Source organism: Rhodococcus sp. UFZ-B548, from assembly GCF_903819475.1.
Taxonomy (GTDB): Bacteria; Actinomycetota; Actinomycetes; order Mycobacteriales; family Mycobacteriaceae; genus Rhodococcus_F; species Rhodococcus_F erythropolis.
The window spans coordinates 87,217-110,141 of record NZ_CAIJDS010000012.1; the positions used below are offsets into that span (position 1 = coordinate 87,217).

Below are 22,925 nucleotides of genomic sequence, written 5' to 3' on the forward strand. Positions count from 1 at the left end.
AATGGTTAGCGCGTGGCGGACTTTCCGTTCCCTTCCGAGCTGGATCATCCCGCTGGTCCTGGCGGTAGTGATCTTGCTGCTGCCCGTGATGGGGCTCGACCTGTCGACATCACGGCAGATTCAATTGGCCTGCATCCTGGCACTTGTGGTCAGCGGCCTGAACCTGAGCCTCGGCTTTGCCGGTGAACTGGCGCTCGGCCAGGCCGCGATGTACGCGGCGGGTGCATACACCGCGGGTCTGATGTCCCAGGCCGGTCACACCGACATCCTGGTCCAGCTCGCTGCGGCCGGTGCGGTGGCATTGGGCGTCGGCATCTTGACCGGCGTTCCCGGTCTGCGACTGGGCAACTGGTCCCTGGCGATGACGTCGTTCTTCCTGGTCCTGCTCGTGCCGGACGTACTGGCGATCTTCGGCGGCAAGACCGGCGGCCGAAACGGCCTCACCGGTATGGAGCCGCCGACGCTCTTCGGCTCCGAACTCGACACCCAGCAGTACTACATGGTGGTTGTCGTGGTGACCGTCCTCTGGTTCGCGGTGATGCGCAACCTGGTGGTCTCGCGCCACGGCATCGCGTTCCGCACGCTCAAGCAGTCGCCGGTGCTGGCGTCGTCGCAGGGTGTGTCGGTGTTCCGGATGAAACTGCTCGGCTATGCGATCGGTGCGTTCCCGGCCGGTCTGGCGGGTGCGTTGTTCGCCAATACCGACCTGTTCATCTCGCCGGAAGCCTTCGGGTTCACCTTTGCGACAGCGGTTCTGGCGGCATCCATCCTGGGCGGTGCGGCAAGTGTGTACGGCGCCGTAGTCGGTGCCGCGATCATGCAGCTCGGTCCCAACCAGTCGACGGCATTTCAGGAATACTCGCTGATCTTCTACGGAGGCTTCCTGATCATCGGCGGTGTGCTGCTCTCCGGTGGGCTGACCAAGGTCGGGCGAGCGATCGTCTCGAAACTCGATCGCAGGGCCGGCCTGGGCGTAGTCGTCGCAAAGGAAAACAGCGGCGGAACACCGGAACTGGCGCCGATCAATGGCGCTCGGTTGGTGGTCGACGGAGTGTCCAAGGCATTCGGTGGTAACCAGGCACTCAATGCGGCAACCCTGACCGCAGAGGCCGGTAAGGTCACCGCGTTGATCGGGCCCAACGGTTCGGGTAAGACGACCATGCTCAACATGATCTGCGGCTTCTACACCGCGGACGCCGGCGTGATCACAATCGGTGACACGGTGGTCTCGCAGTCGTCGCCGCACAAGGTGGCGCGCGTGGGGGTGGCGCGCACGTTCCAAACTCCGACGATTCCGGAGAACATCACGGTTCTGGAAGCTGTTGCATCCGGACGGTATTCGGTGCACCGCGCGTCGATGGCGTCGGCTGTGCTTCGCCTGCCCAGCTTCCGCAGGATCGCGAAGGCCGACATCGTCGAGGCCGAGCGTGTTCTCGAGCTCGTGGGGATGTCGCACCTGCGCAACGAGATCGCGACGTCGCTGCCCCTGGGGATGCGTCGCATGCTCGAAGTTGCTCGCGCCGTCATCGCCGAGCCGAGGGTCGTACTCTTCGACGAGGTTGCGTCCGGACTCGACGAGGACGAACTCGAACGCCTGGCGGACCTGATCCGGGTACTGCGTGATGCCGGGGCCACAGTGGTGTTGGTGGAGCACAACTTCCGCCTCGTGCTCTCGCTGGCCGACGAGATCGTGGTGCTGGCGCAGGGGCAGGTGATCGCCACCGGCGATGCGGCGACGATCGAACATCACCCGCGCGTGTTGAGCGAATACCTCGGAGTCAAGTCCGGTGATGAGGATGCGCTGCTCGAAGAAATCGGCGCGGTAGACCATCAGACCAGCGAGGTGAAGTGATGGAACCGATTCTGAAGGTCCGTAACCTGCAGACCGGGTACGGCGATCTGCGCGTCGTCTGGGATGTCTCGTTCGACGTCTATCCCGGTCAGGTGACAGCCCTGCTCGGGCGCAACGGTGCAGGCAAGACGAGCACGCTCCGTGCTCTGTCCGGCCTCAACAAGGTGGCCTCTGGAACCGTCGAAATGGACGGTGCCGACATCACCGGAGTTCCCGCGCACAAGCGGGTGCGGCAGGGTATGGCGTACGTGCAGGAGGGTAAGCGGGTCTTTCACAAGCAGACCGTCGAGCAGAACCTTCTGCTGGGCGGGTACACCCGCAAGGCAAAGCGCGGCGAGCTGATGGAATCCGTCGAGTCCATGTACGAGATGTTCCCGATCCTGGGGGAGAAGCGTGCGCTTCCCGCCGGTTCCATGTCGGGCGGTCAGCAGCAGATGCTCGCGATCGGCGCAGCGCTGATGGCGCAGCCGCGGTTGCTCCTTCTCGACGAACCGTCGGGCGGGCTGGCTCCGGTGATCGTCGGTGAGGTGATGGACCGCGTCCAGCAGCTCAAGGAAACCGGCCTGGCTGTTCTGCTGGTGGAGCAGGCAGTGGAGGCCGCGATGAGCGTCGCCGATCACGTGACGGTCCTCGACATCGGCAAGGTGGTCCTCGACGCCGACGCCAAGGACATCGACGACCTGGCAGTGCTCAAGGACGCGTACTTCGGACGCATCTGATCTGCAGCGATGTCACTTCAGCCCGGCCACCTCGGCCGGGCTGAAGTTGTTTTCCCGCTCCGTGGCACGGGGGCTGGCCAGCTCTGGACCATCGATCTACCGTCCAGCAAACAACCCCTGCGAGAGGCAAACTTGATGACTGCTCCCGACGTGCTCGCCCCGGCAAAGCTGGGCCCGGTGACCTTGCGAAATCGAATCATCAAGTCCGCGACATTCGAAGGCAAAACTCCCGACGCCCTGGTCACCGACGAGCTGATCGAGTTCCATCGCCGCCCGGCAGCCGGCGGAGTCGGGATGTCCACCGTCGCGTATTGCGCCGTGGCACCGGAAGGGCGCACCGAATACGGCCAGCTGTGGATGCGGCCCGATGCCCTCCCCGGACTGCGACGACTCACCGATGCCATTCACGCCGAAGGGGCAGCAGCATCGGCGCAGCTCGGGCACGCCGGCCCCGTCGCGAATCAGAAGTCGACCGGACTGCCTGCGCTGGCACCGTCGAGTTCGTTCAATCCGTTGAGCATGAGGATGATTCGCACTGCCACCACAGCGGACATCACCAGAATTGCGGCGGCGCACGGGAGCGCTGCGCGACTTGCCGTCGAGGCAGGATTCGACGCCGTCGAGATCCACTTCGGCCACAACTATTTCGCGAGCTCGTTCCTGAGTCCGAAACTGAACCGTCGTAAGGATTCTTACGGCGGATCGCTCGAGAATCGGGCTCGCGTCGTACTCGAAACTGCGCGCAGTGTGCGCGATGCAGTCGGCGACAAGATCGCGATCTTGGCCAAGCTGAACATGGACGACGGTGTGCCAGGCGGATTCTGGGTGGACGAAGCAATCCAGGTGGCGCAGTGGCTCGAAGCATCCGGAAGTGTCGATGCGCTCGAGTTGACGATGGGTAGCTCACTGCTCAACCCGATGTACCTGTTCAAGGGCGATGCGCCGATCCGCGAGTTTGCCGCCGCGATGCCGCAGCCTGTTCGACTCGGTGTGCAGTTGGTGGGCAAGAGCATGTTGCATGCCTATCCGTACAAGCCGCTGTTCATGCTGGAAGAGGCTCGCCAGATCCGTGCTGCGGTGAAGTTGCCGCTCGTGCTGCTCGGCGGTGTCACGGACAAAGCGGGCATGGATACCGCAATGGCGGAAGGGTTCGAGTTCGTCGCTATGGCACGGGCACTGCTCAGAGAACCGGATCTGATCAATCGGATCGCAGCCGAATCCGATACCCAATCACTGTGCATCCACTGCAACAAGTGCATGCCTACGATCTTCAGTGGTGCCCGCTGCGTGTTGGTCGAACGCGTCTGAGCTGGTCAGCGCACACCACGTCCCGACATCCATGCGGATACCGGGTCGTGGGCCGTAGCGGATCAAGTTCGTGGTTGCTTCAACGCTCGTTTCAGTTCTGCGTGAAGACGTCGTAGGAGGCGTTCATCGTGGGGTAGCCGGTAGCCATGTAGTCGGTGAGGATGACGTGCGTCGGGTCACCGATGATGCGGGTCCCGTCGAGGGTGGGGTTGCCGGCGTAGTTGTTGGCCGCCATGACGGTCTGGACTCCGTCGGCCACGTTGTAGGTGACGTCGACACCGATGCCGCGCGGATCGCTGCTGTAGGCGGTGACGATTTCGGTCGTGTGCGGAGCCAGGTAGGAGCGGGGGCCGTTGATCCACTGTCCGTAGGGGTTGGACGCGCTGTCCAGCAGCATCGGGTTGTCGGTGTTGTTGGTGATGGTCATGGCAACCGTCGGGCCGTCGGTCGGCATGGTGCCGGCGTTGGCGACCGCCGCGGTTCCCAGTGCGGTTCCGCCGAGAGCGAGGGCGATTGCGGTGACTGCTACGAAGCGAGTGGTGTTGGTACGCATGATGTCTGCTCCTGGGCTGGTGTGTGGTTGCCGTTCTCGGCGATGAATCAATCTTGTCGCGAATCAGGGCTGCTGTATGTCCGCCGACGGGGCCGTGGCGGGGTTGAATCGCGTGTCCCCCGATCGGGGGAGGCGCAAGTGCTCGCATTGCTGGTACGGGCGTGAGAAAGTGAGCAATGCGAGAAGGCACGAAGCCGGTGGTCGGCAAGGTTTCCGTGGTGGTCGGCGACGATCACCCGTTGTTTCGTGAGGGCGTGGTTCGGGCCCTGACCGGCAGTGACCGCATCGACGTTCTGGGCGAGGCCGACGACGGCGCAGCTGCGCTCGCAATGATTCGGGAATTACGCCCGAAGGTGGCGCTGATCGATTTCCGGATGCCGCACCTGGACGGGACCCAGGTGGCAGCAGCAGTGGTTCGAGACGAGTTGCCGACCAGGGTGCTCCTGCTCAGTGCTCACGACGAATCGTCCGTCGTGTATCAGGCTCTGCAGGCGGGTGCTGCCGGATTCCTGCCGAAGGAATCCACCCGGGCCGAGATCGTGAGCGCCGTGCTCGACTGCGCCGCGGGCCGAGATGTGTTGCCGCCCAGCATCGCTGCCGGACTGGTAGGCGAGGTGCGTCGTCGCAGCGAGCCGTCCGGCCCGACTCTCAGCGCCCGTGAGCGTGAAGTCCTCGGATTGATCGCGCAGGGCGCCAGTATCCCCACCATCGCCTCCCAACTCTTTCTTGCGCCTTCGACCGTCAAAACCCACGTGCAGCGCCTCTACGAGAAACTCGGAGTCAACGATCGAGGCGCCGCCGTCGCCGCCGCGATGCGGCAGGGTCTGTTGGAGTGAACGGGAGTCACCGCAGTACGTACGTGACGTTCATGGCCGGGTAACCCGAGGTCATCGTCACCGTCACGTCGTGGCCGTCGGGGGCGTACGTTCCGCCGGCATCCGCCCTGGTCTTCGAGTTGGTGGCGCTGAAGACAAACACTCCACCGTCGTCGGAGCGATACGTGAGCACGACGGGAAAGTCGTTCTGATTCTTGCTCGTGGCGACCACGTTGACGTTCATGTTCGGCAGGATGTAGTCGGCCGGCGGGACGATCCAGTCGCCGTTCGGGTTGGACGCGTCGACCAGATACAGGGCCCCGAAGCCCGAATTGCTGATCATCGCCGTCGTGACGGAAGTGTCGGTTATCGACTTCACAGCGTTCGCACCGGCGGCGCGGGCAACCAGAGCTGCCATGCTGAGGCCGGAGAAGGAAATTGCTTCGGGTCGAATTGTGTTGGTAGTCATGATGGTTCTCCTCGATTTGTCGGTCTCGGTGACCGTGTGTTTCGGTGATGAGACAACTATGGCCCCGAAATCCCTTCGGGTCTGTCCACCTACGGGTCCGAGTGCTGGATGACATCGGTGTCCCCCGATCGGTGGACACCAACGCTCTCCACTGCCGTAGCCCACCCAGCGGGAGAACCCGTTCCTCTACCAACCAGTCCACTCGTAGCGTGACCACCATGACCGATCCTGACTTCTCCACCGCACCACTCGACGTCGTAGTCATCGGCGCCGGCGTCGCTGGCATGTACGCCATGCACCGACTTCGCGAGCAGGGGCTGCGTGTCCACGGCTTCGAGGCGGGCTCCGGAGTGGGCGGCACGTGGTATTTCAACCGTTACCCCGGCGCACGCTGCGACGTCGAGAGTTTCGACTACTCCTACTCGTTCTCCGAAGAGCTCCAACAGGATTGGGACTGGAGCGAGAAGTACGCCGCGCAACCGGAGATCCTCTCGTACCTCGATCACGTGGCTGATCGCTTCGACCTACGCACTGGCTTCACCTTCGACACACGCGTTCTGAGCGCACAGTTCGACGAGGGTACTGCCACGTGGCGAGTACAGACCGACAGCGGTCACGACGTCACCTCACGCTTCGTCGTGTGCGCCACGGGCAGCCTCTCGACCGCAAACGTTCCGAACATTGCGGGCCGTGAGACCTTCGGTGGCGATGTGTTCCACACCGGTTTCTGGCCGCACGAGGGCGTCGACTTCACCGGCAAACGCGTCGGCGTGATCGGCACCGGATCCTCGGGCATCCAGTCCATTCCGCTGATCGCCGAGCAGGCCGATCATCTCTACGTGTTCCAGCGGTCCGCGAATTACAGTGTGCCGGCAGGAAACACGCCTCTCGATGACAAGCGCCGCGCCGAGATCAAGGCCGGCTACGCAGAGCGTCGAGCGCTGTCCAAGCGCAGTGGCGGTGGATCGCCGTTCGTTTCAGATCCTCGCAGCGCCCTCGAGGTCTCGGAGGCCGAGAGAATCGCGGCATACGAGGAGCGGTGGAAGCTCGGCGGTGTCCTGTTCGCGAAGACCTTCGCAGACCAGACGAGCAACATCGAGGCCAACGGGACAGCGGCAGCGTTTGCCGAACGCAAGATCCGCTCGGAAGTCCAGGATCAGGCGATCGCCGACCTGCTCATTCCGAACGACCACCCCATCGGAACCAAGCGGATAGTCACGGACACGAACTACTACCAGAGCTACAACCGTGACAACGTCAGCCTGGTAGATCTCAAGTCCGCACCGATCGAGGCGATCGACGAGGCTGGAATCAAGACGGCCGATGCGCACTACGAACTGGATGCGCTGGTGTTTGCCACCGGGTTCGACGCGATGACGGGAGCGCTCGATCGCATCGACATCCGCGGCCGCAATGGCGAGACGTTGCGCGAGAACTGGCATGCGGGTCCAAGGACGTATCTAGGCCTCGGAGTACACGGGTTCCCCAACCTGTTCATCGTCACCGGGCCGGGTAGCCCGAGTGTGCTGTCCAACATGATTCTCGCTGCCGAGCAGCACGTGGACTGGATCGCGGGCGCGATCAACCACCTCGATTCGGCGGGCATCGACACCATCGAACCGAGTGCCGAAGCCGTGGACAACTGGCTCGACGAATGCTCACGCCGGGCGTCGGCGACGCTGTTTCCATCCGCGAACTCCTGGTACATGGGAGCCAACATTCCGGGAAAGCCGAGGATATTCATGCCATTCATCGGAGGATTCGGTGTCTACTCTGACATCTGTGCAGACGTGGCAGCCGCGGGATACCGAGGCTTCGAACTGAACAGTGCGGTGCACGCATGAGTCGCCTCGAGGGTATCCGCATACTCGTGACAGGTGCGGCCGGCGGGATGGGCCGCTCACACTGCGAGCGTCTCGCCGACGAAGGCGCGTCCGTGATCGCGTTGGATGTCGTGCAGGCAAAGTCCGAGCTGGAGGAGACCGCCCAGGCGGTACGCGAGCGTGGAGGCGTGGCGGTCACCGGCGTCGCGGACATTCGTGACTTCGAAGATCTCGCCGCGGTAGTCGCCGATTGTGTCGCCGAGCTCGGCGGGTTGGACGTCGTGGTCGCGAATGCGGGCGTGTACGACACGCCGGGACCGTCGTGGACCGTCGATCCTGCGGTGTGGAACCGCTCGCTCGACGTCAATCTGACCGGGGCGTGGCACACCGTCAAGGCCTGTGTTCCGCACTTCGGCGACGGTGGATCGGTCGTTCTGGTCAGCTCGACAGCGGGAATCAAAGGTATTGCCGGAGCGAGTCATTACAGCGCCGCCAAGCACGCCGTGGTGGGCCTGGCCAGAACGCTGGCCAACGAGTTGGGCGCGGAGGGTATTCGCGTCAACTCCGTGCATCCGGGTTCGGTACGTACCCCGATGATCATCAACGAGCGAGTGTTCGCGAACCTGTGCCCGGACATCGAGAATCCCACGGAAGCAGACGCCGCTGCAGTACTGAGCGCACGCAACCTGTTACCTGTTCCCTGGGTCGATCCGGTGGATGTCAGCAATGCCGTCCTGTTTCTCGCATCCGCGGAGTCCCGCTTCATGACCGGCTGTCAGTTGGTGGTCGACGCCGGCCTGACCCAGAAAGTGTGAATTGATGACTTCTCGATTGGAAGGCAAGATCGCGCTGATCACGGGTGCGGCACGAGGAATCGGCCGGGCTCAGGCCGTGCGATTCGCCGAAGAAGGTGCGGACATCATCGCGATCGACGTGTGCGCGTCGGTGGAAACGACAGTCACCCCGCCCTCGTCGGAATCCGATCTCGCCGAGACGGTAGCCCAGATCGAGGCACTGGGGCGAAAGGTCGAATCTGCGGTAGTGGACGTTCGGGATCTCGAGGCACTACGCAGCGCGGTGGACTCGGGGGTCGAAGCGCTCGGCGGACTCGACATCGTGTGCGCTACAGCTGGTATCACGTCCTCCGACGGGGCTCTGACGATGTCGGAAACGATGTGGCAGACCATGTTGGACGTGAACCTGACCGGGGTGTGGCACACCACGACGGTTGCGGCGCCGCACTTGATCGCGCGAGGTGGGGGATCGATGACACTCACCAGTTCCATCGCCGGATTGCGGGGGCTGGTCGGAGTTGCGCACTACACTGCAGCCAAGCATGGAGTCGTTGGTCTGATGCGTTCGCTGGCAAAGGAATTGGCGCCGCACAACGTGCGGGTCAACACTGTCCATCCCACCAACGTCGACACCCCGATGATTCAGAACCCGTTGGTGCGCGGCAAGTTCCGCCCCGATCTCGAGAACCCGACGCGCGAGGAATTCGCTGCGGCGGCGATGACGATGAACATGCTTGCCATTCCGTGGATCGAACCGGTGGACGTAGCGAATGCGGCACTGTTCTTGTCGTCCGACGAGGCCCGCTACATCACGTCGGTCGCCCTGCCGGTGGATGCGGGGAGTTCGTCCCGCTGAAGTTTTGAATAGCTGAGGTTTGTCGCGCTGGGTTCCGCCACGGTGTGTAGCGTCGGTTTCACCTAACCGAAAGGCGCACACCGTGGCGGAACGACGCTATCTGGAAGTCACCGTCGGGACCAACATCGTCATGGTCCTCGACCACCGCACGGTGGAGGTCTTCGACCGCACCGCCGCGAGCACGAGCGAAGTGGCTCGCTGGCATGTCGAACACATTGCGGTGAAGGCGAAACCGTCGAAATCGGGATTGAAACTCACCATTGGAAACCGGCTCGCCGACGACTCCATCGCGGTAGCGGGTCCACGGGCATCGCTCACCGTTCCGCCGGAGAACGAAGCCGCCGTCGTCGCGTTCTTCGACGAGGTCAAGGCCGCTCGGGTGTGAAGCGACAGACAACCTTCGGGGCAGATGATTCGGGTTCTCTCGTCGAACACGTCGTACGCTGCCACGAAGATCGCCTCGGACGCACTATCGTCGGGATTTCAGGAATCGAGGCATCCGGAAAATCGACGATCGCAGACGAGTTGGCTGACGGGATCTCGACGTCGGGCCATGACGTGATCATGATCCGTGGCGACGAGTTCTCGACTGCGAAAGCGATCCGGAACAAAAATCCTGACACGGTGCGTGGGTATCTCGAGGATGCGTACGACTATTCGAACCTGAGTAGCCGTGTGATGGTGCCGCTGCGGTCGGCCGAAGTTACCGAAATTTCCTACGTCTCGACTGATCCGGAGACAGACGAATCGGTGGTATCGAAGCCCCGAGTCCCGGATCGCGCCATTGTAATCGTCGAGGGAGTGCTGCTTTTCGCGGACTGATGCGAGATCAGTTCGACCTACGCATCTGGGTTGAAGCCAGCTTCGACGAGTCCTTGCGGCGTGCGAAGGTACGCCCGCGCGATGTGAGCTATTACGGGACCGCCGAGGCGATAGCGTCCCGCTACGAATCTCGGTTTCATCCGGCGCAGAGGGTCCATCTGCGTGACGATCGACCACAACTGACCAGCCACGTAATTGTGCGTGGCTAGTCAGTCGAAAGGCCGGCGATATCAAGCTTTACGCGCGGCAGCATGGGCGCCGGCAACACGACCGAACGCGAAGGCGTCGGCAATATGGAATCCACCGTCCTTCGCCGCGCTGTAGGTGGAACTCACTGCGCCCGCCGCATACAGCCCCGGAATCGGGCTACCGGCGGTGTCGAGGACGCGGGAATGACCGTCGCGGCGCGGCCCACCGCTACTCCATCCCAGCAGTGGCGGCCCGGAGACGGCGTAGAACGGAGCGGTAGCCACCGGGGCCAAAGTATCCGGATTGCGGCCGAAGGAATGGTCTACGCCGTCCGCGCACGCCTCGTTGTAGCGGTGCACACTTGTTTCCACGACGGCGGGGTCCAAGCCGAGCTTCCCGGCGAGTTCGGCAAGCGTGTCCGCTTTGACGATCCAACCCTTGTCGATCTCGGCTTGATTGTCCGAACTCCACTCGTACCCTTCGTCGAGGACCATGTGTCCGACGGGCAGTGCGTCGCGACCGGGGCTCAGCTGCCCGGCCAACCTCATCGTCTCGTCGAACACAATGTTCATCGGTTGCACCGGAAAGTGTTGGTAGGAACCCTCTCTGAACACATGACCGTGCCGCATTTCGGCTGACTCGTCGGTGAAGCGTCGACCTTCCCGGCTGAGGAACACATAGTTGTGCGCGTTCCACAGTGCGAGGAAGAATCCAGTCGGATTTTCGAGGTCGCCGGGGATTCCCGTAATGGTCATCATGTTGTTCATGTGCCATAGATCCGCGCCCACTGCCTGTGCCATCCGGTGGCCGTCGCCGGTTGCCGAAGGTGAGCCCCAGATCTTCGGATTCTCCAGGCGTAGGTAATCGCGCACCATGGCCGGATTTGCTTCGAAACCTCCGGTGGCAAGGATGACACCTCGGCGCGCATGGATCTGCGAAGTTTGTTCACCCGAACGGATCTCGACTCCGGTCACCGCTCCGGATTCATCCGTCAGGAGTCTGGTGGCCTCGGTGTCGAAAAGAGGTGTGATGCCGCGTTCAGCGAGAGCGGAAACGAGGAAGCGGTAGAGAAGTTCATTGCCCATCTTCCCTTCGATGGTATCCATCCCTGCGTAACAAGAACTTCCGTCGAGTTCGCCGTACTCCGCCGTGGAATGGAAATCGCCGGTCATCGCTACAGTTGCACCCAGACTGCGGAGCCAGTCGGACAGTCCTTGCGTATTCTCTGCCCAGGCGTCGATGACGTCGTCGGCAACGATGAACGATCCGTTCAACGAACGCAGGAAGGTTCGGGCGGCAGCCGGGTCCTGGTTGACGAACCATCCACTACCGGACAGTCGAGTGTTGCCGCCCGCGGCATCGCGTCCACTCTTCTCCAGAATCACCACCGACGCGCCGTCAGCGTGTGCTTGGAGTGCTGCGGCGGATCCGGCAGCGCCCGATCCGATGACAATGACATCGACGTTGTTGTCCATGTCACAAAGCTATGGTCGGATGGTGGCGCCTCATACGTGCCTTCCCGGTGAGCGAGAGAAGGCCTGTTCCGGACATTCGCCTGAGGATCAGTGGGTGCACATCAGGTACTCAGCTGTTGGGTCTCGACTTGAATAGCTGGACCGCACTGAGTGTTGCGACAATCGGCCAACACACAACGGCGATCCATACACTCGTTGAACGCTCGCCTTGAACGAGATCGTAAATTGCGAGGGCAGTCAGCAGAATCCCGATCCCGAATGCGATCCAGTTCAGAGTTCTGATGCGGGAGGCGGTTGGTGACGTCATTGAGAAACCCTACTCGACTTCTCACGACGTTCGGGAGAATTCCCAGGCCGGGAGGGATGGCGGAATACGAGTATCGCTCGCGATCTCGACGCGATATCAGGAGTGGATGCGCGGCATGCCCGGGTCGGAGTTGTCGATGACGCAGTCGGCTCGGGTCCAGGGTTTTGCAGCGGCGAAGTAAAGCCGTTGCCCGCCCACATATCTGTTCATCGAAGGATGATCCGGATCCGCGTTCGTTCCGTCGCGAAGGTTCATGCGCCGCGCGGTCTCCTCGAAGGGCGCATCGAGGAAGATCGAATAGTCCCATCGTTCGGCGAGTTCGTCTCGATGCAGGAAGAGTCCTTCGACAAGGACTATCGCTCCATCGGCTGCATGCAGGTACGCGTCGCTGTCCCGCCGTTGTCGGTACCTTCTGCTCCCGCCCGGCCCCAACGGATCGAGAACATGTCGTTCGAGGGCGTCGTAGTCGTAGCTGTCGAGCCAGAAGCCTTCCGGTGATTGCCGACCTCTACGATGACGAATCTCCGGCGGATTCAGAAAGTCATCGACGTGAATCACGATGGCTGTGCGTGCATTCAGCTGCGCTGTAATGCTTTTCGCGAATGTCGTCTTGCCGCTCCCATCGACACCGTCGATCGCGACGAGAGGCGAGCCGCGCAACGCGGATATTTCGGCGGCTAAGGTTTTGAAGACCGACGCAGTGCTCATCGATCAATTCCTACTGCACTCGCAGCGACACGAAGAGGCCCCGTGTCGTACAGGATTCGGTGACCGTCTTCGAGAACACGTCGAGTACCCGCGTCGAGCGGAACGTCCGCCCAGCTCTCGCTCGCGAAATTCAGCTCGACGAGGAGGCCGGACCGTAGGCGGAAGCGTCGTTCTCGAACTGGCCCCCAGTTTGCGACTCCGATGAATCGCGCGTCGGGGCGGAGCCGCACGAACCAGTCTTCACTTGCGAGCGCGTTCGCGTCGTCGGCCAGGATCATCAGATCAAGATCACTCGCCATACGCTCCGCGCCGCGCGCGTAGGACCCGACCAGCGCTAGAGCCTTGACTCCGTCGTGTTCACCGGCCCATCGTTCGACGTCGACGAGCAAAGCGTTGACCGCGCGCCTACGTCCTTTCAATCGTGCTGACATACCGGCATCATTCCCCACCGTCACGGCTGTCCGTAGCTTCGCTGGTACCTCTATCCTGGAACTGGCAGTGATGAACCAGGGGAGGGATGCGTATGTCCAAGGAAGTATCGGCAGGTCTGGCTGTTGGTGCGATGGTCCTTGTTGCAGGCTTGATCTGGACTGGGTTTCCGCTCGACGCATATTCGGTTGTCGCCGTGATTTTTGCAATCTGCGGGGGATTCATCACCTGGATCTACCTGCGCGAGAACGTAGATGGCGTCCCACACACAGCGACGAAAGAAGGCAGTCGATGAAGGCAATCATCGTGTGTACCTCTGTCTCCCATGGCAATACGAAGCGTATCGCCGACGTCATCGGAGAAGTTCTCGATGCTCGCGTGGTCGAGCCCGGTGACATCGACGCCGCGCAGCTCGCCGACTACGACCTGGTGGGCTTCGGCTCCGGCATCTACCTACGCTCGTACCACGAAGATCTACGCTCGTTCATCGAGGCACTCCCCGAAGAACGGCGATCCAAGGCTTTTGTCTTCGCCACCAGTGGTTTTCCCGACAAGGGGATTCATCGCTTCTCGCGTCCACTGGTTCAGCTGCTCGAGCAGAAGGGCTTCGATGTGGTCGCAGCCTTCTCGTCCCGCGCGTGGGATACGTATTTTCCGTTCAAGCCGTTCGGAGGTATCCGGAAGGGGCGGCCGAACGCCGACGACTTGGAATCGGCGCGCACGTTCGCCGAAGTCCTACGCGAAAGCGTTCAGGACAGCTTGCCCGGCACCGGGTAGCTGCGCAGGCTCATCTCCAGCTCACCGGCGTCGGCAAGGTCGTTGATCGTCTGACGCAGAGCGCCACACGTCCGCTGAGCGTTGGCTCGACCGTTCTCACGCCCCAGTTCCGGGCACACCACTTGCGACTCTTCGAGCCATTGAACGCTGGTGTGCGCTTCGCTGTATTTCTCGACCAGAACGCGGTTTCCGCAGTTCCGACAGCTGACCTGACGCATCAGCGTGCAATCAGATCGGCCGGTGACCAGAACGCGCGCATGCTCGTGATCTTGGCGTCCGCGTCGAAAGTCATGACGTCGATCGGTTCGACCTCGTAGACCTGATCGCCCACCGGTGTGACGACGCGGAAGTGGAAGGCCGCGCTGGATCCGCTCACCCGCAAGGTGAGAAGCTCCGTCTCTTGCGAACCGCCCTCGAGAGCGCCGTAGAACTCGGTGATCGCCGCTTTGCCGACACGGGGTTCGCTGCCGACCGGGTCTTCGAGTGTCGCGTTCTCGGCGTAGAGGGCGGCGATGTCCGCTGACGATCCGCGAGCCACGGCGTCGAGGTAGGTGGTAACCGTCGCCGTGATCGTGGCCGTGGTGTCTGATTCGAGAGTGGTCATCGAGTTAGTCCGATCAGTCGAGAAGTTCAGGGTCTGACAACTACTTCGGACGCTATCGGTGCCGTCTCGATTCGGCGTCGCAATCTCCCACGCAGCGGGACGGCCCGCAAGAAATTCAGGCGTCGAAGCGTCCGAAGCCGCCGCGGTAGAACAGAAGCGGACCGTCGTGGCGCAGCACGTTCAGATCGGTGATGCGTGCGACGACGATGGTGTGATCACCGGCGTCGTGCTCCTGCTCGACGGTGGCCTCGATGCGAGCGAGTGCGCCGCTGAGCGCCGGAGCGCCGTTGCCGGCCGCGTCCCACTCGACGCCGAGGAACTTGTCGGTCCCGCCGCGAGCGAACGCCGAACACATGTCCTGCTGATCGTGGGCGAGAACATTGATGCAGAGAGTTCCGGATTCGCGAAGCTTCGGCCAACTTGTCGACGTCTTCGCCGGGCAGAACGAAAGCAACGGGGGATCGAGCGATACCGAGACCAGAGACTGGCAGGTGAAGCCGAGGGGTGAGTCTCCATCGTGAGCGGTGATGACGGTGACGCCAGTGCAGAAATTGCTCATCACGTTGCGAAGTGTGCGTCCGTCCAGAACTGGCGGCTCGGCGTTTTCCACGGTCATGTCGTCTCCTTGTTCAAATCTCTGTTCAAAACTCTGCAAACAGCTTCAGAAGCAACGATGTGTGGCGCCGCGGTCGTAATCCAGCGGCAGTCCCACTCAATGGCAGCAATGGCTTCTCGCCACGGGTTCGGACCGACCGAGTGTCAGGTGGAGGGGTCTCGGGCAAATTTGATCCCGCTCAGCGGTCCGTTCGGATTCTACGAAACCAGCAAATCACCAGTGATTGTTAGACTTCGGGCATGTCCGAACCTGATGACGTGTCCCGAGGACTTCCCGCTACCAGCTGGGCAGTGCTCGGGATGCTGACGTTCGGGGAGGAACTGACCGGAAACGATTTGAAGAAGTGGGCCGACTGGAGTGTCGGCTTCTTCTACTGGAGCCCGTCCATCAGCCAGGTCTACGCAGAGCTGAAGAAGCTCGAAAGCATCGGATTCGTGGAGTCCCGGGTCGTTTCCGAGCCCGGGGTGCGGGGCAAGCGCCTCTACTCGATCACCCAATCAGGAACCGACGCCGTCCGGACGTGGTCACGGGAGGCGCCGGTGGAAGTCCCGGTGCTCAAGCACGGCGTGATGTTGCGTCTGTGGATGGGACACCTCAACGAACCCGAGCGACTGAAGGCACTGGTCGAAGCCCATATCGCCAACGTCGAAGAGCAGATTCGACGCGCGAAACTCCACGCAGATCATGCCGAGAACGAGCCGGCCTGGTCGTTCCCGGTCATGACGTTGCGATGGTCGGAACGGTACTTCCGAGCCGAGATCGAACTTGCTCGCGAACTACTCGAAGACATCGATCGTGCGTCCGCCGAGTTCGCGAACGTCGCCGAGCACGACCGACTGGGATCGCCGTTGCCCTCGACGCCTGGCAGATGGAAGAACGTCGAGGAGTACGTGTTGGCGCTCGAGCAAGCCGGTCTCACCGGCAACGGCTCGAATATCTGAGTCAGGCCCCGGCCGCGGTCGGCATGTTGCGCAGCAGGTGACGACGCTGCAACGTCGGAGTGACGCTCAGCGATCCGCCGTCGATGCCACGCCAAATGGCAGCGGCCGCCATCCGAACCGGCGCTGCGCTGACGTGGTCGAGTCGGAGAGCCTTCGACGGCGCGCAGATGGATACCGCGGCAACAGCGCGGCCGATGGGGCCGATCGGTGCCGCAAGACAGCTGAATCCCGGTAGGCCGTTTCCGGTTTCGAATGCCACCCCTGATTCGCGAATCCTGGCGAGGTGGGGCAGTGCGTAGCCCGAGGACTTCGGCGAACCGAATGCAAGCAGTGCCTGACCGATCGCAGTGGTCTCGGCCCGGCGTCGACCACCGACACGCGTCGGCACCGCGGCAGCGAGGCGTCCGCCGATCTTCTCCATGTAGACCACATCGGGCCCGTCGAGGATGCCGAGGTGAACCACGAAGCCGGTAACGCGGTAGAGCTCGTGGAGGAGCGGCATGGCTGCAGCGTGGAGGCGGTCTTGATGAACCGCGAGCGATCCCAGTTCGACGAGGCGCATACCGAGTTCGTAGTCGCGGCCGTCGCGGCGCAGCCAACGCATCGAGACGAGACGTTCGAGCATGCGGTGGGCAGACGAGCGTGGCAAGCCCGTGCTCCGAACGACCTGAGCGAGCGTCAACCTGCCGGGACCGTCGAAGGCGTCGAGAACCAGCGAGACGCGATCGAGAATTGCTGTCGGGGCCGAATCGGCGCCTAAAGCATCCACAGCCTGCAGTGTCATCGTGTACCTCACTTCTCTTAGAGCTCCACAACCAGTGAACTGGCTATTTCAATTAGAAATAGTGTCATAGAGTTGTGGATTTGTGAAGTGGATCACCGGTCTGTTTTCGGGCGCGTCACGGTGGAAACGACGAAGGGGCTTGCGCGAATGCTCGCGCAAGCCCCTTCGTCGGTTTACTACCGGCGGGTACTACATCGTCACCGGCAGGTAGTACATCGTCACCGGCAGGTATTACATAGCTGCCAGCGGTTCGCTTCCGGACCAGTCGTGGCCCCAGTAGCTGTCAGCGGTGATCTCCTCGGAGGAGTACGAGTCCTGATCCACCTTCGCGCCCTCGGTGCCGAACTCGATGTCCCAGCCGCCGGGTGCGCGGACGTAGAAGGAGATCATCTTGTCGTTGGTGTGGCGACCCAGGGTCGACGACACGGAGAATCCGTCCTTCATCACTCGGTCGAGAGCCTGGCCGACGGCGTCGAGGGTGTCGACCTCGACCATGATGTGAATCAGGCCGGGTGCGCCGCCGTGCGGTGCCGGGCACAGGGCCAAGCTGTGGTGACGCTCGTTGACGCCCATGAAACGGATTCGCAGCGGCCCGAATTCGGGCGGGGCCGGCAGGCGGAAGGCGCCGCGCGGGTAGAAGCCGAGCACCTCGGTGTAGAAGTCGAAGCTCGCAGCACTGTCCATCACCGGGAGCACGACGTGGCCGAGACCCTGTGCGCCGGTGACGAATCGAGCGCCGAAGGGCGTCACCACGGGGCTGTGGTCGAGGATCGCGCCGTGGAAGACCTCGATGGCTGCTCCACCGGGATCGGTGAAGGCGATGACCTCTTCGACCCGTCGAGCGTCCGCTTCGGCGAGCGAAAGCTGCTCCACCTCGGTGCCGTTCTTTTCGAGGGCCTCCTGAACGCGGCGCAGTGCGGCGTGATCGGCGACCTCCCAACCGATGTTGACGATCTCGTCGCGCTCACCCTCGACGACGACGATGCGAGCAGCACGCTCGTCGAGCCGTAGGTAGAGAGCGTTCTCGTCCGGCCCACTGCCCTTGGCGAATCCGAGAACATCGAAAGCGAAAGTGCGCCAACGTGCCATGTCGTTGGTCGAGATCTTGACGTAGCCAAGTCCCTTGATGTCAGTGTGTGTCATCGTGTTCTGTTCCTGTCGATTTCTTGTGTCGAAGTCTGATCAGATCATCGCCCGCAGCGGACCCTGCGGATCTGCGCCGAGACGGCTCAGTGAGGCGGCGTGGAATACAGTGCCCGGCACGTGAATTGCGTGGTGCTGTCCCGCGTGAGCGTCGCGCCAGAATCGCTGCAGCGGCTTGTCCATCCGCAGTGCGTTGCCGCCGCAGCGCGGGTAGACCTGATCGATCGCGTTGATTGCGCGCCACGCGGCCTGCACCTGAGTCTGACGTCCCTCGGCCCGCTGCTCGAAGGTCACTTCCTTGCCGGCATCCACTCGATCCCACATGCGGTCGACGTTGGCCAGCAGGGTGTCGCGGGCTGCCCGGATGTCGGCAGTTGCCTGACCGATGGCGAACAAGGTGTACGGGTCGTCCTTGACTGCCGTGCCCTGTGCGTTGATGCGATCGGCCTGGTACTCGTTGGCGTGGAAGAGCATTCCCTCGCAGATGCCGATGGTGGCGGCGGTGATACCGAGGGGGAACATGTTCGACCACGGCATCAGGTACAGCGTCTCGGTGCGCCCGTACTTGCGCACCGCCGTTCCGTCGATGACCTCGTCGCAGTCCATGACGCGGTAATCGGGGACGTACGCATCCTTGACCACGAGGTCCTTGGAGCCGGTGCCGCGAAGTCCCATGACATCCCACGAGTCTTCGATGATCTCGTAGTCGGTGCGCGGAATGATCACATGGAGCATGCGCGGCGGCATCTCCATGTTGCCGTCCTTGTCGCACGCCATCGCACCGAGGAATGCCCAGTCGCAATGGTCGGTGCCGGAGGAGAACTGCCAGCGGCCGGAGAACTTGTAGCCGCCGTCGGTGGGGATACACATTCCGCCGGGCATGTACGGCGATGCCATCCAGGTGTCGGGATCCGATCCCCAGATCTCCTGCTGCACCTTGGGATCGGCGAACGCGAGCTGCCACGGGTGAACTCCGACGATCCCGTGTACCCAGCCGGCCGAGGGATTGAGCGAAGCCATGCGCATCACGGTCTCGGCGAACTCGCGAGGATGCGCCTCCATTCCGCCGTGTTCCTTGGGTTGGAGCATGCGGATGGAACCGATTGCCTTCATCTTCTTGGCGGTGTCGTCGGCCACCCGGCCGATCTGCTCGGCCTCGATGCCTTCGGCGAAGATGTCGTCGGCCATCGCGTTGATCTGTTCGAGCACTTCGTACGTCATGTTGTTCCTTGCGTTCAGTCAGGTTGTCTCAGCAGTGTTTTCGACTGCGAATCAGGAGGTTGTCTCGAGCGCCTGGGCGTCACGTGCGGCAACGTTTTCGGCGACTTCCCGCTTCCAGCTCTCCACTGCGCGGGTAGTGTCGATCTCGAATTCGAAGCGCTTCGTCATGTCTTCCGTGACGTTCTCGACATCGGTGTAGAACTGGTTGTACCAGCGCCGCAGCTGGTAAACCGGGCCGTCCTCCTCCGAGAGCAGCGGGTTGTCGATCGGGGCCTTGTTCTTCCAGATCTCCACGTCCTGAAGGAATCCCATCTCGACGCCCTCGGTGAACTGCGCGGCCATCGCGGCAGTGGACTCGTCGTCCATACCGGGAAGCTTCTTGACCATCGCGCCGTACTGCAACACGAAGGCATTGTTCGAGATGGGGTAGTGGCAGTTGATCAATACAGTTTCGATGATCTGCCCGTTGGCTTCGCTCTTGATCCAGTCGATCATGTACGACGGACCGAAATACGAAGCATCCGAACGAAGAACAGCGTTGGGATCGCCGTAGTTGGTGCCGCTGATGATGTCCTCGCGTCCCACCGATTCCATGTACTGGCTCGCTACGTGACCTTCGAAGATGTTCTTGAAGTACTTGGGGAACGAGTAGTGAACGTAGAAGAAGTGGGCCATGTCCACGACGTTGTCCACGATCTCGCGGCAATGCGAGCCTTCGATGGTGAGCGTGTTCCAGCTCCAGTCGCTCCACTCATCGCTTCCGAAGCCCTCGATGTCGGGAATCGTGACCTCGGCGGGCGGGGGATTTCCCTGGGGATCGTGCCAGACGAACAGCTGACCGTTCTTCTCGAGTGTGGTCCACGCCCGCGTCTTGGCCAGCGGCGGAACGCGTCGTGCGTAGGGGATCGCCGTACATTTTCCGTTACCGCCCCAACGCCAGTCGTGGAACGGGCAGGCGATCGAATCGCCCTTGACGGTTCCGTGAGCGAGGTTGCCACCCATGTGGCGGCAGTAGGCGTCGAGAATCTTGATGTCGCCCTTGCTGTCGGCGAAGACGACAAGGCTGGTGCCGAATGCCTCGATCTGGTGGGGCTGACCGTCGCGATAGGTATTGCTCAGTCCGAGGCAGTGCCATCCACGCGCGAACCGCGCCGGGGGCGCTGCCGCTTCGATTTCTCGAATTTCCTCGCCGGCGCCCGACTGCGTCGAGGCGTCCGTAGTGGTGAGTGGGCCGGTTCCGAGTGCCATGTCTTCCTCCGAGCCGCGTCTTGCGACGCTCCAGTGATGTGATCCGTCTCATACAACGACGAAGCGTCCTCTGGAGATACGGCAGTTCCCGCTGGATGGAACACCCGCTCGGTGACCTGCAGAGATTCAGCTCGCGAGTGTCGCCACATCGTCGATCGCGTAAGTCGCCCAGGCCCGAGCGGTGACGACCCCGGTGGGATCGGTGGCGACCAGAGCTACGTCGGCGACGCTCTCGTGGTCCTTCTCGTACGTAGCGAGCACCGTCACGGAGCAGTTCAGATCTGCTCCCGCGGAAGTTGCGGTGCAACGTCCGCGGAACCGTCGTAGCGACGCCGAACCGTAACGACGAGCGGCGAAATCGGCAAGGGCAGCAACGGAATCGGTTCCGGTGCCCGCTGTCGGGGCTTCCCGGACGAAGACCTCGGCAACCAGATGCCCGGTCTGGTCGTGGTATTCGGTGATCCGCTCGAGAGTCGAGCCCAGCGGCCTCACGGATCCGGTGAGCAGTGCGCCCGGGTCAGGGCGCCCGAAGAACACGACGTCCTGTTCGACGACGGACCCGTCGGGTGCCGAGCGCACGGTGCCGTACAGCGAGTCGAAATCCGAGAGGAGCGTGGTGGACGTACGGGGAGCAGATGCCGTGAAGTGGGCGGTACCGAGGTTGGTAGTCATGACACTCTCCGTTGGACGCGACCGAGACGCTGTCGTCTCGGTGGGTACATCGACGCTAACCACCGCTCTCGCGGGTGACGACGGGCTTCCCGCTGATCGGGAGCATTCTCGGATTCGATCGAAGAGGTGGAACCTGTTCCAGTTTTGTGCAATTCTGGATATCGTATCCGTGACCGGGAGCACATCTCGATGACTGCACGCGCCGAGCAGAAGGAAGACCAGATGACAGACGAGTTCGCTGACCTGCACCGACCGGTATACCGTCCGGACCTGCTCATCACCGCTCTGGAACGCAATCACGACAAGCCTGCGCTGTACCTCGGAGACGTGATCCTCACCGGAGGGCAGATGCGCGATCAGATCAGCTGCTTCGCCCAGGCTCTCGCGTCGCTGGGAATCACTCAGGGCACCAGCACCGCGATGCTGTCGAAGAACCGCCCCGAGGTGCTGATCAGCATGGGCGCGACCATGATCACCGGCTGCCGGGCGAGTGCCCTGAACCCGATGGGATCGCTCGACGACCACAAGTACATCGTCGACGACGCCGAGATCGAGACCCTCATCTTCGATCCCAATGCCTTCGAAGATCGTGCCGCCGAGTTGAAGGCGTCGTCGCCTTCGCTGACCAACGTGCTCTCGATGGGCCCGTCCGAAGTGGGGATCGACATCCTTGCTCTGGCCGCGACATTCGAGCCTGCGCCGCTGAAGGCAGCGCACGTCGATGCCGAAGACGCCAGCAGCATGGTCTACACCGGTGGAACGACCGGAAAGCCCAAAGGTGTTGTGGGATCGTTCCGTTCGGGTGCAGCGCTCAATCAGATCCAGATGTCGGAGTGGCAGTGGCCCGAGGACAACCGCTTTCTCATCTGCACGCCACTCTCACATGCAGGCGCGGCGTTCTTCATCCCGACTTTGCTGCGCGGCGGCGCTCTGATCGTCCTGCCCGCCTTCGAACCGGGGGCCGTGCTCGAGGCGATCGAGAAGCACAAGATCACGGCAACCATGTTGGTGCCCACCATGATCTACATGCTCATGGACCACCCCGATCTGCCCAAGCGTGACGTATCGAGTTTGCAGACGCTGTTCTACGGAGCGTCCGCGATGTCCCCGGCCAGATTGCAGGAGGGCATCAAGAAGTTCGGTCAGATCTTCTTCCAGTTCTACGGTCAGACCGAGTGCGGCATGACAATCTCGGTGCTGCGCAAGGAAGAACACCTCGCCGACGATCCGGCCCGCCTCGCGACCTGTGGGCGGCCGGTGCCATGGCTCGACGTCCGGTTGCTCGACGACGACCTCAACGAGGTGCCGCAGGGAGAGCTCGGTGAGATCTGCGTGCGCGGCCCGCTGATCATGAAGGGCTACTGGAAGAAGCCGGCCGAAACCGCCGAGGCGTTCCGTGGGGGTTGGCTGCACACCGGCGACATCGCACGTAAGGACAAGGACGGGTTCATGTCCATCGTCGATCGCAAGAAGGACATGATCGTGACCGGTGGTTTCAACGTGTTCCCGCGCGAGATCGAAGACGTGATCTCGGCGCACCCGTCCGTCGCATCGGTGGCGGTAGTCGGTGTGCCGGACGACAAGTGGGGCGAAGCCGTCAAGGCCTGCGTGGTGCTTCGTGCCGGACTGGCCGTGGACACCGAGGAACTGGTCGACAAGGTGAAGGCAGCCAAGGGTTCGGTTCACGCTCCCAAGAGCATCGACTTCGTGGATTCACTCCCGTTGACGCCGTTGGGCAAGCTGGACAAGAAGGCACTGCGCGCGCGGTACTGGGAGACCAGCGCCCGCGCAGTCTAGGAA

At 62.4% G+C, this 22,925-nt stretch carries 26 protein-coding genes; 13 read left to right on the forward strand and 13 right to left on the reverse strand.

Features of this window, described 5'->3' with window-relative positions; all coding sequences use genetic code 11:
- Position 1 precedes the first annotated feature (1 nt).
- The 3 genes from H7C86_RS13225 to H7C86_RS13235 all read left to right on the forward strand — a co-directional run bounded on the left by H7C86_RS13225 (position 2) and on the right by H7C86_RS13235 (position 3,879).
- Positions 2 to 1,852 carry an ABC transporter permease subunit gene (locus tag H7C86_RS13225; protein WP_097387723.1) on the forward strand — a complete coding sequence of 617 codons (1,851 nt, stop codon included), beginning with the start codon at positions 2 to 4 and terminating at the stop codon, positions 1,850 to 1,852.
- Complete coding sequence (locus tag H7C86_RS13230; protein WP_020723665.1) at positions 1,852 to 2,571, forward strand: ABC transporter ATP-binding protein; 720 nt, start codon at positions 1,852 to 1,854, stop codon at positions 2,569 to 2,571. The genes H7C86_RS13225 and H7C86_RS13230 overlap by 1 nt, the downstream gene beginning before the upstream one ends.
- Positions 2,572 to 2,703: 132 nt before the next feature.
- The gene (locus tag H7C86_RS13235; protein ID WP_024487410.1) at positions 2,704 to 3,879 is read left to right on the forward strand and encodes an NADH:flavin oxidoreductase; all 1,176 of its coding nucleotides are present in this window, start codon (positions 2,704 to 2,706) and stop codon (positions 3,877 to 3,879) included.
- 91 nt (positions 3,880 to 3,970) lie between these two features.
- Here H7C86_RS13235 and H7C86_RS13240 read toward each other — a convergent pair whose 3' ends face one another.
- A complete protein-coding gene (locus H7C86_RS13240; protein ID WP_019749392.1) occupies positions 3,971 to 4,432 on the reverse strand; it encodes a hypothetical protein in 462 nt (153 codons plus the stop codon).
- Positions 4,433 to 4,608: 176 nt separating this feature from the next.
- Between H7C86_RS13240 and H7C86_RS13245 the strand changes: the two genes are divergently transcribed.
- The gene (locus tag H7C86_RS13245) at positions 4,609 to 5,268 is read left to right on the forward strand and encodes a response regulator transcription factor (RefSeq protein WP_019749393.1); all 660 of its coding nucleotides are present in this window, start codon (positions 4,609 to 4,611) and stop codon (positions 5,266 to 5,268) included.
- Positions 5,269 to 5,275: 7 nt separating this feature from the next.
- Here H7C86_RS13245 and H7C86_RS13250 read toward each other — a convergent pair whose 3' ends face one another.
- Positions 5,276 to 5,716 (reverse strand): hypothetical protein, encoded by a 441-nt coding sequence (locus tag H7C86_RS13250; RefSeq protein WP_060939120.1) that lies wholly within the window; start codon positions 5,714 to 5,716, stop codon positions 5,276 to 5,278.
- 218 nt (positions 5,717 to 5,934) lie between these two features.
- On the opposite strand from H7C86_RS13250, the gene H7C86_RS13255 reads away from it, so the two are divergent.
- The 5 genes from H7C86_RS13255 (at position 5,935) to H7C86_RS13275 (ending at position 10,011) form a co-directional block, all read left to right on the forward strand.
- A complete protein-coding gene (locus H7C86_RS13255; RefSeq protein ID WP_182261668.1) occupies positions 5,935 to 7,560 on the forward strand; it encodes an NAD(P)/FAD-dependent oxidoreductase in 1,626 nt (541 codons plus the stop codon).
- Positions 7,557 to 8,354 carry a mycofactocin-coupled SDR family oxidoreductase gene (locus tag H7C86_RS13260; protein WP_046378128.1) on the forward strand — a complete coding sequence of 266 codons (798 nt, stop codon included), beginning with the start codon at positions 7,557 to 7,559 and terminating at the stop codon, positions 8,352 to 8,354. The genes H7C86_RS13255 and H7C86_RS13260 overlap by 4 nt, the downstream gene beginning before the upstream one ends.
- A gap of 4 nt (positions 8,355 to 8,358) precedes the next feature.
- Positions 8,359 to 9,189 (forward strand): mycofactocin-coupled SDR family oxidoreductase, encoded by an 831-nt coding sequence (locus H7C86_RS13265; protein WP_182261669.1) that lies wholly within the window; start codon positions 8,359 to 8,361, stop codon positions 9,187 to 9,189.
- Between the two features lie 82 nt (positions 9,190 to 9,271).
- The gene (locus H7C86_RS13270) at positions 9,272 to 9,574 is read left to right on the forward strand and encodes a hypothetical protein (protein WP_113682298.1); all 303 of its coding nucleotides are present in this window, start codon (positions 9,272 to 9,274) and stop codon (positions 9,572 to 9,574) included.
- Positions 9,571 to 10,011, forward strand: a complete 441-nt coding sequence (locus H7C86_RS13275) for a hypothetical protein (RefSeq protein WP_259349109.1) — start codon at positions 9,571 to 9,573, stop codon at positions 10,009 to 10,011. Before H7C86_RS13270 ends, H7C86_RS13275 begins: the two co-directional genes overlap by 4 nt.
- Positions 10,012 to 10,241: 230 nt before the next feature.
- Here H7C86_RS13275 and H7C86_RS13280 read toward each other — a convergent pair whose 3' ends face one another.
- The 3 genes from H7C86_RS13280 to H7C86_RS13290 all read right to left on the reverse strand — a co-directional run bounded on the left by H7C86_RS13280 (position 10,242) and on the right by H7C86_RS13290 (position 13,121).
- On the reverse strand, positions 10,242 to 11,675 hold the full coding sequence (locus tag H7C86_RS13280; protein WP_182261670.1) for an FAD-dependent oxidoreductase: 1,434 nt from the start codon (positions 11,673 to 11,675) through the stop codon (positions 10,242 to 10,244).
- Between the two features lie 403 nt (positions 11,676 to 12,078).
- The gene (locus tag H7C86_RS13285; protein ID WP_182261671.1) at positions 12,079 to 12,690 is read right to left on the reverse strand and encodes a uridine kinase; all 612 of its coding nucleotides are present in this window, start codon (positions 12,688 to 12,690) and stop codon (positions 12,079 to 12,081) included.
- A complete protein-coding gene (locus tag H7C86_RS13290) occupies positions 12,687 to 13,121 on the reverse strand; it encodes a nucleotidyltransferase domain-containing protein (RefSeq protein WP_182261672.1) in 435 nt (144 codons plus the stop codon). The genes H7C86_RS13285 and H7C86_RS13290 overlap by 4 nt, the downstream gene beginning before the upstream one ends.
- Positions 13,122 to 13,213: 92 nt before the next feature.
- On the opposite strand from H7C86_RS13290, the gene H7C86_RS13295 reads away from it, so the two are divergent.
- Entirely contained in the window at positions 13,214 to 13,414 is a 201-nt protein-coding gene (locus H7C86_RS13295; protein WP_021334256.1) for a hypothetical protein, read from the forward strand.
- Entirely contained in the window at positions 13,411 to 13,896 is a 486-nt protein-coding gene (locus tag H7C86_RS13300; RefSeq protein WP_070797228.1) for a flavodoxin family protein, read from the forward strand. The genes H7C86_RS13295 and H7C86_RS13300 overlap by 4 nt, the downstream gene beginning before the upstream one ends.
- Here H7C86_RS13300 and H7C86_RS13305 read toward each other — a convergent pair.
- The 3 genes from H7C86_RS13305 to H7C86_RS13315 all read right to left on the reverse strand — a co-directional run bounded on the left by H7C86_RS13305 (position 13,869) and on the right by H7C86_RS13315 (position 15,116).
- Entirely contained in the window at positions 13,869 to 14,114 is a 246-nt protein-coding gene (locus tag H7C86_RS13305) for a hypothetical protein (RefSeq protein WP_020906615.1), read from the reverse strand. The two genes, H7C86_RS13300 and H7C86_RS13305, sit on opposite strands and share 28 nt — an antisense overlap.
- Positions 14,114 to 14,500 (reverse strand): nuclear transport factor 2 family protein, encoded by a 387-nt coding sequence (locus tag H7C86_RS13310; RefSeq protein ID WP_182261673.1) that lies wholly within the window; start codon positions 14,498 to 14,500, stop codon positions 14,114 to 14,116. Before H7C86_RS13310 ends, H7C86_RS13305 begins: the two co-directional genes overlap by 1 nt.
- A gap of 115 nt (positions 14,501 to 14,615) precedes the next feature.
- Entirely contained in the window at positions 14,616 to 15,116 is a 501-nt protein-coding gene (locus H7C86_RS13315) for a flavin reductase family protein (protein WP_020906617.1), read from the reverse strand.
- 239 nt (positions 15,117 to 15,355) lie between these two features.
- Between H7C86_RS13315 and H7C86_RS13320 the strand changes: the two genes are divergently transcribed.
- On the forward strand, positions 15,356 to 16,057 hold the full coding sequence (locus H7C86_RS13320; RefSeq protein ID WP_019749414.1) for a PadR family transcriptional regulator: 702 nt from the start codon (positions 15,356 to 15,358) through the stop codon (positions 16,055 to 16,057).
- A 1-nt stretch (position 16,058) separates the two neighbouring features.
- On the opposite strand, the gene H7C86_RS13325 is transcribed toward H7C86_RS13320, so the two are convergent.
- The 5 genes from H7C86_RS13325 to H7C86_RS13345 form a co-directional block, all read right to left on the reverse strand.
- On the reverse strand, positions 16,059 to 16,841 hold the full coding sequence (locus H7C86_RS13325) for an IclR family transcriptional regulator (RefSeq protein ID WP_020968790.1): 783 nt from the start codon (positions 16,839 to 16,841) through the stop codon (positions 16,059 to 16,061).
- A 231-nt stretch (positions 16,842 to 17,072) separates the two neighbouring features.
- On the reverse strand, positions 17,073 to 17,984 hold the full coding sequence (bphC, locus tag H7C86_RS13330) for a biphenyl-2,3-diol 1,2-dioxygenase (RefSeq protein WP_029254739.1): 912 nt from the start codon (positions 17,982 to 17,984) through the stop codon (positions 17,073 to 17,075).
- Positions 17,985 to 18,023: 39 nt separating this feature from the next.
- On the reverse strand, positions 18,024 to 19,205 hold the full coding sequence (locus H7C86_RS13335) for an acyl-CoA dehydrogenase family protein (RefSeq protein ID WP_182261674.1): 1,182 nt from the start codon (positions 19,203 to 19,205) through the stop codon (positions 18,024 to 18,026).
- A 51-nt stretch (positions 19,206 to 19,256) separates the two neighbouring features.
- On the reverse strand, positions 19,257 to 20,453 hold the full coding sequence (locus H7C86_RS13340; protein WP_020906621.1) for a Rieske 2Fe-2S domain-containing protein: 1,197 nt from the start codon (positions 20,451 to 20,453) through the stop codon (positions 19,257 to 19,259).
- A gap of 126 nt (positions 20,454 to 20,579) precedes the next feature.
- Entirely contained in the window at positions 20,580 to 21,125 is a 546-nt protein-coding gene (locus H7C86_RS13345; RefSeq protein ID WP_020968793.1) for a hypothetical protein, read from the reverse strand.
- Between the two features lie 222 nt (positions 21,126 to 21,347).
- Here H7C86_RS13345 and H7C86_RS13350 point away from each other — a divergent pair, with 222 nt between their 5' ends.
- Positions 21,348 to 22,922, forward strand: a complete 1,575-nt coding sequence (locus tag H7C86_RS13350; RefSeq protein ID WP_182261681.1) for an AMP-binding protein — start codon at positions 21,348 to 21,350, stop codon at positions 22,920 to 22,922.
- The last annotated feature ends 3 nt before the right edge of the window (positions 22,923 to 22,925 follow it).